Here is a 14,639-nt window from a genome sequence, read left to right as displayed (position 1 = left end):
GTCACTCGGCAAGAGGGGTGTAAAAGGCGCTCATGATAGCGGCTTGGGGGGGATGGGGTCGTGTTCAAATGCGCTTGGACCTGCCACGTGCAACTGCCCCAGCCGGCTACGGGTGCGTGCCAAGTCGATGGCATGGCCGCTCAAGGCGTGGTCCAGTGGCTGTTCACCCAGCAGGATCAGGTGTTTGTCCTGGTCGTAAAGCACGTCGATCAGGTTGATGAAGCGCTGCTGGACCGCAATCGGGCAATCGCCCAGGCAGGCAGGCCGTCGATGATCCAGTGGTCGAAGTCCTCACACAGGTGCAGGTAGTCCATCACGGCCGTCGGCTGTTCGCACAGGTCGCTGAAGGTCACACCCAGGGTGCGCTCCTGGCACCCGCGCACCGTCAACTGGCGAGCACCGACCGTCAGTGACAAGGGCGGCAGATCCGCTGAAGGTAAACCCAGGGCGATGCGCTGCGCCTGGCTGGCGGGCCAGACAAAATAGCCCTGGGTAAAACGTTGTTCAGCATGGGCCTGGACCAGGCTTCGGTAGTCCTGGGGGGCGCTGACTTCCATGACGTCCATCTGTGCGCTGATCAACTCGATCACCGGTTTGAATCGCTGGTGGTACAGAGGATTGGGCAGCAGGCCCTCGGGCGGGTAATTGGAGGTGACCAGTAGCAGGACATCCCGCTGGAACAAGGCCTTGAACAAGCGATTGATGAGCATCGCATCGCCGATGTCGTGGACGTGGAATTCATCGAAGCACAGCACCCGGCAGTCATCGAGCAACTCGTCCAGCGTGCTGCCCGGGGCATCACGTTGTTGACGATGGGTGAACATGCCCCGGTGCAGACGGGCAAAAAAGTTGTGGAAATGCACTCGGCGCTTCTCGGCGATCGGCAGCGCCTGGAAAAACCCATCCAGCAACCAGCTTTTGCCCCGCCCGACGGCGCCATGCAGGTATACGCTGCGGGTGGCCCGACCCGCCAGCAACTGAGCGGATTGCCGGGCCATGGTCTCGATGACCTGCTGTTGGCCAGGGCTGAGGGTATAACCCTGCTGGCGGGCCTTGTCCTGGAAGAACCGATGGATGGCCGGATCACTGCCGGTGTCGGGTTTTTTGCCCAGCAGGCGCTTGATCAAGGGCGTGCGGGAGGAGGGGGTTGGCGGTAAAGCGGCCAATGCAAGTCACTCTGTGTTTCGGTGGTCGCTCACTTTAGAGCGGCACGGACTTTTTGACCAATAGAGAGTGTGGCAAGCCCGCTCGCCACAAACAGCGACTGTGCGTAGGGGAGAAGAAGTTTAGATCCCCGTGCTGCGAGGATGCTCGGCAAGTATCTGATCCAGCTGGCAGATTCCCGCCGAGAGACTAACCTCATACTCAGTAATCCCCCCTATACAAGGATTGGGGCAGTGAAGATACACGCGGTCCTGGCAATCATGAGCATGATGCTCTGCGACACGGTTTATGGCGCACAGCTCCAGGTGGAGGTGCGTATTGACGTGCAGCGTGGTTGCCAATTGGTGGGTACTACTCGTCGTGCGGGTATCGAACAACTCGGGGTGCTGGATTTTGGCAGTGGCCCGCGCCTGGATGACCCCGCAGGCCCGCTGAGTGCCGCGCTGATCAGTCAACGCCAACCACGCCTGGAGTGCAACCCGGATACGCCTTATCAGGTGCGCGTCGATGGCGGCTTGCACGGTGGTGTAGGCGAGGTGCGTTACCTGGCCGCTATGACCTCTTCAAGCAGTAAACCCATTCCTTACCGCATTTATACCGACGCCGCCCGGCGAATCCCTTTAGCTGTGGATGTGCCGGTCAGCGGTCGTGTACCGGATTCAGGCTCGGTGGATTTGCCACTCTACGGGCGTATCGAGCCGCTCCAGGAGATTCCCCGGGTTGGGCGTTATTCCGACCTGCTCAAGGTGACGGTGACATGGTAGCCCGGTGCTTGGCCCTGGTGGTCATGGGCGGCCTGTTGCTGCTGGCAGATGACGCCCGGGCGGCGGTCAGCGGGCAGATTCATGCGCGGCTGGTGATTAGCGCCAGTTGCGAAGTGAGCAAAGGCACTGACAGCGCCCCGGTCAGCCCGGACGGTGGGGTGGCGGTGCTGGATTTCGGCAGCCACGGTCCGACCTGGGAGAACCGCTTGAGTGCCGAGGTCAGTGACTATGAAAAGGCTCCGTTGGCGGTGTCCTGCAACCCTGCGGTCAGTAGCTTCACTGTGACCATCGACGGCGGTGCCCATGGCGACGGCAATACCCGGCGGTTGAGCAACGGTCGGCAAACCATTCCCTACAGCCTGTCTGCCGATGCTTCCGGTCGCACTACCTACAGCATCGGCCAACAACGTAATTTCGTCGTGACCAAGGGCAAACAAATACCGATTCCGGTATTCGGCTCTGTGATGGCGAATACCAGAGCCTTACCGACCGGGGTCTACACAGACACCCTGACGGTGACACTGGATTGGTAAACCATGAGGAGAACATCATGCATGCACTTGTCTGGAAAATAGGCGTTCCGCTGATGGCGCTGGTGTTGGCGTCCAGCGCGCAGGCGGCGACCACCGTGACGGGGCAGATCACCTCGACATTGATCCTGACCAACAGTTGCCTGGTCAATGGTGCGGGCGGTACCACAGGTTTGAACTTCGGTGCGCTCAACTTTGGTACCACCGACAGTCAGTTCACCACGGCCTCCGGCCAAGTGTTGGGCGGCGGCGGTGGGGCCTTGTCCATTCAGTGTTCTTCGGGCACCTCGCCGGTGATCACCGTGGGCGCGGGCGCCCATGACGGTCTATCGACGGGCAGGACCCGGGCACTGTACGACGGCGTTGCCAATTATGTGCCCTATGACTTCTACACCGATTCCGGGCATTCGACGCTGCTGGCGATTAACGGAACGATCAATGTGGGGGCGAGCACGGGTGTGGCGCAAACCGTGAATCTCTATGGTCAAGCTGTGGGCAAGACGGGGCTGCCGGCCGGTACTTACACCGATACGGTATCCGTGCAACTGACGTTCTAAGGTCATGAAGGGCGTTTGGTATACGACAGCGGCGGTGGTTATCGGCTGGGGGATGCCGTTGTCGCTGTTGGCGGTCACCAGCCAGACATTCCAGGTCAGCGCGACGATTACCCCAGGTTGCCTGGTGGTGGGCGGCGGGTCGAACTACGGCAGCCTGACCTTCGGCACTTATTCGGCGTTGTCCACCAGCACGGTGTCCGTGGCGCTGAGTGGTGGGGTGACCTTGCAATGTACACCGGGGGTCACCCTGAACATGAGCGTCGACGGGGGGTTGCACAACAGCAGCGGCCGGCATATGCAGCTCAATAGCGGCGGTGCCCTGGTTGCGTATCAGCTATTTCAGGACGCGGCCCTGAGCCAGAGCCTGGGAGTCAGCCAAAGTGTCAGCGTGGCTTACAGTAACGCCAACACCATTACCCTGCCGATATACGGCCGGGTGCAGCTGCCGGGTAACCAGCCTGGGGGGACGTACAGCGACGTGCTGCAGGTGCAGCTGTCGTGGTAAGGCGATTGGCATAAGGAGTGGGGTCTATGTATTCAGCTTCCCGGCGGTTATGGGTTGCAGGTTTTTTCGGGCTGGTGGCGCTGGGCGTAGGAAAGGTTCAGGCCGCGAGCTCAGTGCTGATCTGGCCGATTGATCCGGTGCTGGAAGCGGATCAACAGGCCAGCGCGTTGTGGCTGGAGAACCGTGGTACCGAAACGGCCAACCTGCAAATCCGGGTGTTTGCCTGGAGCCAGAGCGGGTTTGATGATCAATACCAGAACCAGCGCGACGTGATTGGTAGCCCGCCGGTGGCCAAGATTGAACCGGGGCAGAAGCAACTGGTGCGCCTGACCCGCACCCGGGAAGTGCCGCCGGGCCAGGAATTGGCCTATCGGATCATCATCGATGAAATCCCTTCGGCAACGCCGGTTGCGCCATCGGCCGATGGCAAGACGGCCGCTGCCATCCGCTTTCAGATGCGCTATTCGGTGCCCTTGTTCGCCTATGGCCCGGGGCTGTGGAGCAAGGATGACAGCACCCGTCAGCGGGACCCGAAAGGCGCGGGCAAGCCAGATCTGAGCTGGAAAAAGGTCACTGTCGCCGGGCGTAACTATGTGGAAATGCGCAACCAGGGCGCAGTGCATGCGCGCCTGACCGACGCCGCGTTCAAGCAGGGCAGCCAGCCTCGTCCCCTCGTGGACGGTTTGCTGGGATACGTGTTGCCCGGCGCGACCATGCGCTGGCCGATTCCTGATACGGTGCCGGCCGACCAGCCGTTACAGGTCAGGATCAACGGAGCAACAAATGTGGAGAACATAGCGCCGGGGCGGTAAGGCAACGGCCTGGGGCGTGATGCAGGAGCAGTCCCTGGTTTCAATAGGATGGAGATGTCCAGTGAAGGACACAAAGCCTTGGTGAGCCATGTCGGGGCTCGTTATCTGTGGCGTTTGGTGTTGGTGGTGAGTGGTCTGTATGGCCTGGTGTTTGCGTCGCAAGGCGTGGCCACCGCGTTGCCGCCGCCCCCCGGCAATATGGAGGCTATTGCCGATGCACAGTTGTTTTTGGGACTGGTGGTCAATCAACTCGACACCGGCCGGGTGGTCGCTGTCAATCAGCGTGCCGGGCGGTTGTTTCTACCTGCGGCCACCTTGCGGGATGTCGGTATGAAGCTGCCGGCGGGCGTCGGTGAAGAAGTCGCCCTCGACAGCCTCTCCGGGCTGCACGCCGACTACGACAGCCAGGGCCAGCGTTTGCTATTGGATGTGCCACCGGCCTGGTTGCCGGATCAGTTCATCGGCAACCGCAACAACTACCCGCGCACCCAGGCGATGACCAGTTTTGGTGCCTTGCTCAACTATGACGCCTACCTCAATGACACCGACGACAGCGGCACCTATCTGGCCGTCTGGAATGAACTCCGGCTGTTTGATACCTGGGGCACTCTGTCCAACACCGGCCAATACCGCAGCGCCATTGGCTCCCAGGTGGAAGGCAGTACGCTCAACAATGGCTACCGGCGCTATGACACCACCTGGCGTTTCTCCGACGATGAGCGCCTGCTGACTTACGAGGCCGGCGACGTGATCAGCGGCGCATTGCCCTGGAGCAGTTCGGTGCGCCTGGGTGGCGTGCAACTGTCTCGGGACTTTGCCGTACGCCCGGACTTGGTGACCTACCCCTTGCCACAGTTCGCTGGTGAGGCCGCCGTGCCGTCGTCGGTGGACTTGTTTATCAACGGCTATAAATCCAGCAGTGCCGACCTGCAGCCAGGGCCCTACACCTTGACCAATATTCCGTTTATCAACGGTGCGGGCGAAGCGGTGGTGGTTACAACGGATGCCTTGGGTAGGCAGGTCTCGACCACCGTGCCGTTCTACGTCACCAGTACGTTGCTGCAAAAGGGGTTGTCGGATTTTTCGGTGGCCGCCGGTAATCTGCGTCGGGACTACACCGTGAAGGATTTTGGCTATGGGTCGGGCGTGGCCAGCGGCAGTTTTCGTTACGGTCTATCAGACACCTTCACCCTGGAGAGCCATGCCGAAGCTTCCAGTTCCCTGACCCTGGGCGGGTTGGGCGGCAACCTGCGGTTGGGCAACTTTGGCGTGCTCAACACGGCTATCAGCCAAAGCCAATTCGAGGGCGAGAAAGGCCAGCAGTTGAGCCTGGGCTATCAGTACAGCAGCCAGCGTTACAGCCTGTCGTACCAGCGGATGCAGCGCCGTGACCAGTACGCCGACTTGACTCTGATCGACACGCCTTACGCCAGTCTCAGCAAGCGCAGCGAACAGGTGACCCTGAGTCTGAACCTGGACACCTACGGCAGCATCGGCGCCGGCTATTTCGATGTGCAGGCGGCCGATGATTCACGCACACGGCTGTTGAACCTGACCTGGAGTAAACAGCTGTGGCACAACACCAGTTTCTACTTGTCTGCCAACCGCGAGATCGGCGACAGCAACTGGGCCATGCAGGCGCAATTGGTGGTTCCTTTCGACATGTACGGCAGTTTGAGCCTGAGCAATGAGCGCAGCAAGGCCGGGGAAAACCGTCAGCGGGTCAACTACAGCCGTGCGGTCCCCACCGACGGCGGTGTGGGCTACAACCTCGGCTACGCCCATGGCGATGGTCCGGCCTATCGCCAGGCCGACCTGACGTGGCGCTTGCAGTCGGTGCAATTGCAGGCTGGCGTGTATGGCAGCAGCGATGCACAAACCCGTTGGGCGGATGCCAGTGGCTCGCTGGTGTGGATGGACAAGCAAGTCTTCGCCGCCAATCGGGTCAATGACGCCTTTGTGGTGGTCAGTACCGATGGTTTTGCCGGTGTACCGGTGCTCTACGAGAACCAGAAGGTAGGAGAAACCGACCGCAACGGGCATTTGCTGGTGCCCTGGAGCAGCGCCTATTACCGCGCCAAGTATGAAATCGACCCGTTGAACCTGCCATCCAACGTGCAAACCCCGAAGGTTGAACAACGCGTCGCGGTTCGTCGCGGCAGTGGCTATGTGCTGGAGTTTGCGGTGCGCCGGGTCATTGCGGCCAGCATCACGCTGGTGGATACCCAGCACCAGGATCTGCCCCTGGGCAGCCTGGTGCAGCATGAGCAAAGCGGTGCGCAGGCGATGGTGGGCTGGGATGGCCTGGTCTATCTGGAGGGTCTGGCGGAGCACAACACGTTGCGGGTGACCGTGGGGGAGGGTCATACCTGCCAGGCGACGTTCGACCTGGATATCAAGCAGGAGCAGGTGCCGCTGATCGGCCCTCTGGTTTGTCAATAACGTGAAGGAGTGTGGACGTGCGGTTCAAGCAAGGGTTGTACTCACTGGCGTTGCTGGCAAGCCTGGGTTTCGCGGCACAGGTGCAGGCGGCTTGCTCGGTGGTGTCGACCGTGCCGGTGGGCTTCGGCCTGGTGAGTTCGATGACGGTGCGCACGGCGGCCCAGGCCAGTTCCACCACCAATGCCGGCCTGAGATGCGGGCCTACGCTGATCTCCTTGCTGGCGGCCAGCGATCACTTCTATGCGACGATCACCTCGGCCACCAGCGGCATGGTCGGCCCCACGGGTGATGTCATCGGTTATACGATTTATGCCAATAACAGCACCAGTTTTCCGATCACCCGCGGGGCCCAGTTCGACTTTGCCAGCAACAACATTGCCCAAAGCCTGGGGCTGGTCTCCGGGCCAGGCAACAAGACCGTACCGATCTACCTGAGCAGCATTACGGGCAGTAACGTTGCGGCCGGGGTCTACAGCGAGACGTTGAGTATCTTCTGGAGCTGGAACTATTGCTCGGCACTGGGGGTTGGCTCGCTTTGCATATTGCGGGATATCGGTACCGGCACCGCCAGTCTGACTGTCAGCATGACCGTGACCAACGACTGCCAGATCACCGCGCCCAATATCAGTTTTGGCAGCGCACCGGTGGTCAGTGGCTTCGCCGCGGTGACCGGCCAGACCATCAACATCGCCTGCACCAAGGGCAGTGCCTACACCGTGGGCTTGAGTGATGGCCAGAACCCGGTAAGTGTGGGCGGGCGGCGACAGATGATCTCCGGCAGTAACCTGCTGGCTTATGACATCTTCAAGAGCGCCACTACTACCCGTTGGGGCAGTGTGTCGACGGCGCGCCGCGCCAGCTCCACCGCTGAGGTCAATCCGGGCAATGGCCTGGGTACCGGTAGCCAGATCTTCAACTACAACGCCAGGATCTATACCGACCAGAACACCCCACCAGGCGGAACGTACATCGACAATGTGGTGCTGGACGTGGGTTTCTAGAACCCTACGGTCTGTTCCAGCATCTGGGTGACCGGCTCGTCTGATGGGCTGACCATCGCATAGTTATAACCGTCGCCGGACCAGTATTCGGCCTGTAGCCCATCGGCACTGCTGCTGCCACGGGGCAGCAGTTTGTTCTGCGGTCCCGGTGGCCGGATGTAGAAGCTGATGCGGCGGCCCTGTTGATCCTCATACAGCACCATGGCCGCCGCGCCTTGGTCCGTGGTGAGCAGGCGCCCGCTGACCGCATTGAACCCGGCCTGGCTCAAATCCGGCAGGCGATGGGCCTGGGTGAAGTAGCGGTCGAGCCAGGCTTGCATGTCGCCGTTGCCTTGCACGTTGTAGTCGGCGGGCAGGATGTTGTCCTGGGCGAACATGCGGTACGCCTGCATGGCATCTGTCATCGGGAGCACGGTGCTCAGGGTCATCTGCCGTGCTTGCCAACCACCCAGGCCGCCGGCGCTGACGGCCATCAGCAGCACGGCGGCAGTCGCGAGGTGACGGCGGGATTGGCGCTTGATCCGCTGGCGAATCAACGCCGGGTCAAGGTCGGGGTTGGCAGGCTGTTGCAGCGCGCCGCTTAAAGAGGCGCGCAGGTGTTGCGCATCCTGCTGCCAGGCCTGGATCTGGGCCGCCACATCGGGATGGGCCGCCAGCCAGGTTTCGAGCAGGCGCCGATCGGACTCCAGCAGTTGGTGATCGACGTAGGCGTGTAAGTCGCGTTCGCTGGGAGGCAGGCTGATCATTTGAGTATCCGCAGGGAAGGGCTGGTGATTTCGCCGTCGCTGAGTTGGCGCAAGGCCTGACGCGCGCGGGACAGGCGAGACATCACGGTGCCGATCGGCACATCGAGGATGTCGGCGACTTCTTTGTAGCTCAGGCCTTCTACCGACACCCAGAGCAGCAGGGCGCGTTGCTCGGTGCTCAGTTGGTCGAAGGCTTGCAGGGTCGATTGAGCCATCACGGTGCGTTCCACCGAGGGCTGGGCGTCGTCCCGGCCGGTGAAGAACTCCAGCATTCGTGTATAGCGCCGGGAACGGCGGTGAGCGTCGAGGAACTGCCGGTAGAGGATCGAGAACAACCAGGCCCGCAGGTCGCCTTCAGGGCGTTTGTCGGCCCAACGGATGATCGCCCGTTCGAGGCTGGCCTGCACCAGATCATCGGCGCTGCTGGACTGGCGTGTCAGGGACACGGCAAAGCGCCGAAGCCTGGGGATGAGTTCACGTAACTGTTCGTCGAGTTCGTGCATGGGATTCTGGCTAGTCACTACGCTGGGACTAGGGAGACGTCCGGCGTCGAAGGTTATTCCAGGCCATTAAAAATAAACAGTAGGCCAGGGAATAGAGGGAGTTGGCGTTCGTCCTAATGCTCCGACCTTATGTTTTCGCACCTGAGGCCCTTGGCCCTGGAGTTTTTCATGGTAGATCACTCATCACCGCCACGCCCGCCGCTGAGCACCGCAAGCCTGATCGTTCGGTTAGCCAGCATCGGGGTGGTGGTCGCGGTTGCGGCGGGGGCTTTTGCCTACGTCAACGGTACCCTGGACCCACAGCGGTTGCGTCCCAAGACCCTGGTCAATGCGCTGGAAACCAATAATGGCCTACACCCTGGTTACCGGCGTAACCATTCCAAGGGCGTGTGCGTGGCGGGTTATTTCGAAAGCAGCAATGAGGCGCGCCAGTATTCCAGTGCCCAGGTATTCAGCGAGGCGCGCACGCCAATCATCGGCCGTTTTGCCTTGCCCAGTGGCAACCCTTATGCGCCGGACAGCAGTGTGCCCCTGCGCAGTTTTGCCTTGCAGTTCAGTCTGGCCAACGGCCAGCAATGGCGAACCGGGATGAACAGCATGCCGGTGTTCCCGGTGGGCACGCCCGAAGCGTTCTTCCAGATGCTCAAGGCCGGTGCACCGGACCCAGCCACCGGCAAGCCGAACCCGACCAGCATGCCGGCCTTTTTCGCCTCCCACCCGGAGGCCGCGCCGTTCCTGGCCTGGGTCAAGACCGCCAAGCCGTCGGCCAGTTATGCCACCGAAACCTATAACGGCATCAATGCGTTTTATCTGGTAAATGCCAGTGGTCAGCGCCAGGCCGTACGCTGGGGCGTAGTGCCGCAGAGCCAGGACGCACCCGGTGCCGCTGCGCCTGAAGGCAGTGATTTCCTGGAAAAAGACCTGATGCAACGCCTAATTGCGGGGCCACTGCGTTGGCAGTTGAACGTCACGCTGGCCAATCCGGGAGACCCGGTCGACGACGCCGCCAAGGCCTGGACCGGTGAGCACAAGGTGCTGAATGCCGGGACGCTGGTGCTGGAAAGCAGCCAGCCACAACTCGACGGTGATTGCCGTGATATCAACTTTGATCCGTTGATCCTGCCGAGTGGGATTGAAGCCTCGAATGACCCGTTGCTGGCAGCACGTTCGGCGGCCTACGCCAGTTCCTACTTGCGTCGCACCAGTGAAGTCAGCCAGTTGCCCAGCGCCCCTCAGGAGTCGAAGCCATGAATGCTCAACCTCGGTATTTCGCCCCTCTGGCGCGGCTGCTGCATTGGCTGATGGCGTTGATGGTCATTGCCATGTTGTTTATTGGCGCAGGCATGGCGGCGTCGGTGTCGGAACGGCACGAGTGGTTGATCCACCTGCACAAGCCCTTGGGGATCGCCATTCTGGCCTTGGTGATCGTGCGGTTGGTGGTGCGTTTTTCCACCCGTCAGCCGCCATTGCCCACTGATTTGCCGCTCTGGCAGGTGCTGGCGGCCAAGGCGTCTCATTGGATGCTCTATGGCTTGATGCTGGTGTTACCGCTGTTGGGTTGGGCGATGATCTCGGCGGCGGGGGACCCGGTGATGCTCAGCAGTTCCCTGCAATTACCGGCGCTGGTCCCGGCCAATGCGCAGCTGTTTGCGGTGCTGCGCAAGGCTCATGGGCTTCTCGCCTATCTGCTGTTTCTGACGGTGCTGTTGCACTTGGCGGCGGCGTTGTTCCATGGTCTGATCCGTCGTGATGGCGTGTTGCAAAGCATGACCGGCACCAAGGACTGAAGCCTAACCCTGCACCGGCTGTGAGTGTACAGCCGGTGCGGGGCCCAACGTGGCCATCCAGTAGATCAGCGCCAGCAGATTGATTGCTGCGCCCAGGCCGCACACGCCGATCCATCCCCCCCAGGCGTACATCACCGTCGAACCTACCGACCCCAACGCACTGCCCACTGAATAGAACAGCATATAGCCAGCAGCCAGCCTGCTCTGGGCTTCGGGGCGCACGCTGTAGATCAGGCTCTGGCTGGTGACGTGAACGGCTTGCAGGCCCAGGTCGAAAGCGATGACACCGAGCAACAACGCCCACAAGGACGTCTGGGTAAAGCCGATTGCCAGCCAGGACACCAGCATCAGGATCAGTGCGCCACCGCTGGTCCACTGCGCAAAGCCGCGGTCGGCCAGGCGCCCGGCGCGGGCGGCGCCGAGGGCACCGGCGGCACCGGCGATTCCGAACAAGCCGATTTGTGTGTGGGACAGCGACAGCGGCGGGGCGCTCAAGGGCAGTACCAGTGGCGTCCACAACACCGTGCCGGCGGCGAAAATCAGCAAGGCCAGGATCGCCCGGTCTCGCAGTACTTTTTCTTGCTTGAACAAGCTGAACACTGAACGGATCAGTTGGGCATAGGCGTCGGTGGCTCGCGGCTGCTCGGTCGCAGGCAAGACTCGCCAGAGCAACAGCGCCATCATCAAGGTCAACCCCGCTGACAACAGGTACACCGAACGCCAACCCGCCAGGTCCGCCATGGCACCCGACACCGTACGCGCGAGCAGCAGGCCCACCACGATGCCGCTGGTGACCAGGCCTACTACATGCCCACGCTGTTCCGGCCGCGCCAGGTTGGCGGCAAAGGCCACCAGGGTTTGCGTGACCACCGCCAGCAGGCCGGTCAAGGCCATGCCTGCCAGCAACAAGAAGCTGTTGGACGCGAATGCCACCAGCAATACCGCAAAGGTCGACAGCAGCAATTGGCCGACAATCAAGCGCCGCCGGTTGAGCAGGTCTCCCAGAGGCACCAGCAGCACCAGGCCCACGCCATAGCCAATCTGGGTCAGGGTGATCACGATGCCGACGGTGGCGGGGTCCAGGGCAAAGGTGTCGGCCATGGCGTCCAGCAAGGGTTGGGCGTAGTAGACATTCGCGACCGACAGGCCGCAGGCAATGGCGAACAGCAGTACCACGGTGCCGCTTAAAGGTGAGTTAGGCATGGGAGTTATCCGTTCTGGTTTTAAATTGAAACCAGTTGTACGGTAGGTATTCCGGTTTTATATTGCAACTACATTTTGTTGAAGGCAGGCAGTGCCCATGGTTAAGCTCACCCGCTTTGAAAGCGCTGAATGCCCGGTGGCGCGCTCGCTGGACGCTATAGGTGACGGTTGGTCGCTACTGATTGTTCGTGATGCCTTTGATGGCATTCGGCGTTTTGGCGAATTCCAGCGCAGCCTTGGGGTGGCCAAGAACATTCTGTCCACGCGGTTGCGCAGCCTGGTGGCTCACGGGATTTTTGAGGTGGTGCCGGCGTCGGATGGCAGTGCGTATCAGGAGTACGCGTTGACGGACAAGGGGAGGGGACTGTTCACCGTGATCATTGGCTTGCGCCAATGGGGTGAAGGGTTTTTCTACCGCGAAGGGGAAGCGCATTCGGTGATGGTAGATCGCGAACACGGCAAGCCGTTAAGGGCGCTGGAGTTACGGTCGGCAGACGGTCGGTTACTGGCACCCGAGGACTGTGAGCGGGTGCCCGCCGATCAGGCGAGCGCCCTTGCTATCGAGGATTAACGCAGTACGTTGACCATATCTGCCACCGTACTCAACACATCCTTGCCCAACTGCATCGAGCGCTTGCCGGACCAACCGGTGTGCGCATTGGGCGCATCGTCGTTGTCCTTGAAAGGCATCTCCAGGGTCAGGGACAAGCAGTCAAATCTCTCGCCGACACTGTTGCAGGCCAGGGTCATGTTGGCTTCGCCCGGCAGGTCGCGGGTGTAGCCGTGGGCGGTCTGGAAGTCCCGGGTCAGGGCGCTCAGGTGACTGCGGAAGTGTTTTTCCAGCTGCTCGATACGTGGCGTGTAGCCGGGGTTGCCTTCGCAGCCGGCGGTGAAGACGTAGGGAATTTCTTCGTCGCCGTGAATATCGAGGAACAGGTCGACGCCGTACTTTTCCATCTGCTGCTGGACGAACAGCACTTCCGGGCTGATCTCCTGGCTTGCGCTCTGCCATGCTCGGTTGAGGTCCTGGCCCATGGCGTTGGTGCGCAGATGACCGTGAAAGGCACCGTCCGGGTTCATATTCGGCACCAGGTACAGGTCGGCGGCTGCCAGGAGCTTTTTCAGTTCATCGTCGCCGTCTTGTTGCAGGCGCTCGATGATGCCTTCCATGAACCATTCGGCCATGTGTTCACCGGGATGCTGCTGGGCAATGATCCAGACCTTACGCTTGACGGCATCGCCTTTACCTCGGCGCAACAACTGGATATCACGGCCTTCGACACTTTTACCGGTGGCGAGCAATTGTGTGCCGGCGCGATTCAGCGCCTGGTCGATCAACCCATCATGGCGCTCACGACTGTAGGGCTCGAAGTAGGCAATCCAGGCTTGTTTTTCCTGGGGCTGCAGATTGATGTGCAGGGTTTCGCCATCAAAACGAGTGGGTACCCGAAACCAGTTGATGTGATCGTAGGACGCAACGGCGTTGTAGCCGCTCCAGGCGTGTTTATAGGACGACTGGCCGGCGTTGCTCAGGCGGAACGTATGAGTGTGACCAACGTGCATACCCTCAGCCTTGAAGTGGAACCACTGGAAGTGCTGGCTGCGGGTATCGGGTTTGATGGCCAGCAGCAACTGATAGGCATCGCTGGCGTCGAGGACCTGGATATTGCCACTGTCGAAGTCGGTGCTGATTTTGATGGACGTCAAGGCCACGGTCATAGTCTGGTTGCCTGAATATGATTGTTGTGGCGGGTATTTTACACGGGAGCGGGGGGAGGCCGGGGGGCAAATTGTTGCGGCGCAGGAAGGGGGCGTCATCCATGACGCCGCAGCAGCTTAGAGTCTATGAGATTGATTCTCAAGTGCTATTTTCGAAAGATCCGGGCTAGAGCGCTCGTTTGGCTTCTTTCGGCGATGGTCTTTTGCTACCATGTGCGCCATCAAGCAACACACAGTCTTCATTAGCCTGAAGCCATGCCAGAAAAACTGGCAAAAAAAAGACCCGGCCAAAGAGCCGGGTCAAAAACCGTGATTAGCCTGATGAGGAGATATTCCAAGAGTCCGACCTAAGGTCCCTTGGTCTATCGACTGATCTCGCGATCAGCTGATGCAATAATAATCATTATCATTTGCAAGTCAAATGTTTTTATCCGTGGGATAGAAATATTTTTCCTTTGCGTCTTTGTGCAGCGCGTACGGCTATCGATTTTCTCGGGCCGATGCATGCAGCAATCGCTCTACCATGGCCTTCGCCATATCAATCAGATACACCACCGAAAACGCTAGGTCCCGGCTATTGCCCTGCGTGCTATTTGCCGCCTCGTAAGCCGTGGCGGCGGCGCTGCGCAGCAGGTCGGAAGCATGAACCAGGGCTTCTTCATCAGTTACGTCGTTTTTGACTTCAAACAAGGTGTCGCCGATGGCGGGTCCAGTTACATCCTCTTTCAAGTAATAGTCGAGCGCGCGCCGGGCAGCGCCGCTGCTGCGCAGGCACAGCAGTTCATCATCGTCGGGTGTGCAGGGCCGGTGATCCGGGGATGTCGTCATGAGGTCGGTACTCAGGGTGGGTGTCGAATGCCTGGATTGAATAATAGTACGGATCGTATTTATGTCTTTTGATTGATT

15 protein-coding genes and 1 pseudogene are annotated in these 14,639 nt (G+C 60.5%); 10 read left to right on the top strand and 6 right to left on the bottom strand.

Features of this window, described 5'->3' with window-relative positions:
- Positions 1 to 30 precede the first annotated feature (30 nt).
- A pseudogene (zapE, locus tag J7E41_RS21295) lies at positions 31 to 1,166 on the bottom strand (cell division protein ZapE).
- Positions 1,167 to 1,424: 258 nt separating this feature from the next.
- Here zapE and J7E41_RS21290 point away from each other — a divergent pair.
- From J7E41_RS21290 to J7E41_RS21260, 7 genes are read left to right on the top strand one after another with little or no spacing between them, the layout of a single operon-like run.
- On the top strand, positions 1,425 to 1,928 hold the full coding sequence (locus J7E41_RS21290) for a Csu type fimbrial protein (protein WP_435304135.1): 504 nt from the start codon (positions 1,425 to 1,427) through the stop codon (positions 1,926 to 1,928).
- Positions 1,922 to 2,461, top strand: coding sequence for a Csu type fimbrial protein (locus J7E41_RS21285; RefSeq protein ID WP_214995966.1), 540 nt, complete (start codon positions 1,922 to 1,924; stop codon positions 2,459 to 2,461). The genes J7E41_RS21290 and J7E41_RS21285 overlap by 7 nt, the downstream gene beginning before the upstream one ends.
- Before the next feature lie 17 nt (positions 2,462 to 2,478).
- Positions 2,479 to 3,015 carry a Csu type fimbrial protein gene (locus J7E41_RS21280; RefSeq protein ID WP_214995964.1) on the top strand — a complete coding sequence of 179 codons (537 nt, stop codon included), beginning with the start codon at positions 2,479 to 2,481 and terminating at the stop codon, positions 3,013 to 3,015.
- Positions 3,016 to 3,019: 4 nt separating this feature from the next.
- Entirely contained in the window at positions 3,020 to 3,520 is a 501-nt protein-coding gene (locus J7E41_RS21275; protein WP_435304134.1) for a Csu type fimbrial protein, read from the top strand.
- Between the two features lie 26 nt (positions 3,521 to 3,546).
- Complete coding sequence (locus tag J7E41_RS21270) at positions 3,547 to 4,332, top strand: fimbrial biogenesis chaperone (RefSeq protein WP_214995962.1); 786 nt, start codon at positions 3,547 to 3,549, stop codon at positions 4,330 to 4,332.
- A 48-nt stretch (positions 4,333 to 4,380) separates the two neighbouring features.
- On the top strand, positions 4,381 to 6,774 hold the full coding sequence (locus J7E41_RS21265; protein ID WP_214995960.1) for a fimbria/pilus outer membrane usher protein: 2,394 nt from the start codon (positions 4,381 to 4,383) through the stop codon (positions 6,772 to 6,774).
- 17 nt (positions 6,775 to 6,791) lie between these two features.
- On the top strand, positions 6,792 to 7,775 hold the full coding sequence (locus J7E41_RS21260; protein WP_214995958.1) for a Csu type fimbrial protein: 984 nt from the start codon (positions 6,792 to 6,794) through the stop codon (positions 7,773 to 7,775).
- Here the strand turns inward: J7E41_RS21260 and J7E41_RS21255 are convergent.
- Positions 7,772 to 8,521 (bottom strand): anti-sigma factor family protein, encoded by a 750-nt coding sequence (locus J7E41_RS21255; RefSeq protein ID WP_214995956.1) that lies wholly within the window; start codon positions 8,519 to 8,521, stop codon positions 7,772 to 7,774. The two genes, J7E41_RS21260 and J7E41_RS21255, sit on opposite strands and share 4 nt — an antisense overlap.
- Entirely contained in the window at positions 8,518 to 9,024 is a 507-nt protein-coding gene (locus J7E41_RS21250) for a sigma-70 family RNA polymerase sigma factor (RefSeq protein WP_214995954.1), read from the bottom strand. The genes J7E41_RS21255 and J7E41_RS21250 overlap by 4 nt, the downstream gene beginning before the upstream one ends.
- A gap of 168 nt (positions 9,025 to 9,192) precedes the next feature.
- Between J7E41_RS21250 and J7E41_RS21245 the strand changes: the two genes are divergently transcribed.
- Both J7E41_RS21245 and J7E41_RS21240 read left to right on the top strand, forming a co-directional pair.
- Positions 9,193 to 10,275 carry a catalase family peroxidase gene (locus J7E41_RS21245; RefSeq protein ID WP_214995952.1) on the top strand — a complete coding sequence of 361 codons (1,083 nt, stop codon included), beginning with the start codon at positions 9,193 to 9,195 and terminating at the stop codon, positions 10,273 to 10,275.
- Complete coding sequence (locus tag J7E41_RS21240; RefSeq protein WP_214995950.1) at positions 10,272 to 10,811, top strand: cytochrome b; 540 nt, start codon at positions 10,272 to 10,274, stop codon at positions 10,809 to 10,811. Before J7E41_RS21245 ends, J7E41_RS21240 begins: the two co-directional genes overlap by 4 nt.
- A gap of 3 nt (positions 10,812 to 10,814) precedes the next feature.
- Here the strand turns inward: J7E41_RS21240 and J7E41_RS21235 are convergent, their stop codons facing one another.
- Positions 10,815 to 12,014: an MFS transporter gene (locus tag J7E41_RS21235; RefSeq protein ID WP_214995948.1), complete on the bottom strand. Its 1,200-nt coding sequence runs from the start codon at positions 12,012 to 12,014 to the stop codon at positions 10,815 to 10,817.
- 97 nt (positions 12,015 to 12,111) lie between these two features.
- Here J7E41_RS21235 and J7E41_RS21230 point away from each other — a divergent pair, with 97 nt between their 5' ends.
- Positions 12,112 to 12,585, top strand: coding sequence for a winged helix-turn-helix transcriptional regulator (locus J7E41_RS21230; protein ID WP_214995946.1), 474 nt, complete (start codon positions 12,112 to 12,114; stop codon positions 12,583 to 12,585).
- Here the strand turns inward: J7E41_RS21230 and J7E41_RS21225 are convergent.
- Together J7E41_RS21225 and J7E41_RS21220 are read right to left on the bottom strand one after the other, a co-directional pair.
- A complete protein-coding gene (locus tag J7E41_RS21225; protein ID WP_214995944.1) occupies positions 12,582 to 13,733 on the bottom strand; it encodes a M14 family metallopeptidase in 1,152 nt (383 codons plus the stop codon). The genes J7E41_RS21230 and J7E41_RS21225 overlap by 4 nt on opposite strands.
- Positions 13,734 to 14,213: 480 nt before the next feature.
- Entirely contained in the window at positions 14,214 to 14,561 is a 348-nt protein-coding gene (locus tag J7E41_RS21220) for a DUF6124 family protein (RefSeq protein ID WP_214995942.1), read from the bottom strand.
- Positions 14,562 to 14,639: the final 78 nt, after the last annotated feature.

Origin of the sequence: Pseudomonas fluorescens (genome assembly GCF_018614655.1) — a bacterium.
Lineage (GTDB): Bacteria > Pseudomonadota > Gammaproteobacteria > Pseudomonadales > Pseudomonadaceae > Aquipseudomonas > Aquipseudomonas fluorescens_BX.
Note: the sequence above shows the minus strand (reverse complement) of the source record. Positions and strands in the feature narration are given on the sequence as shown.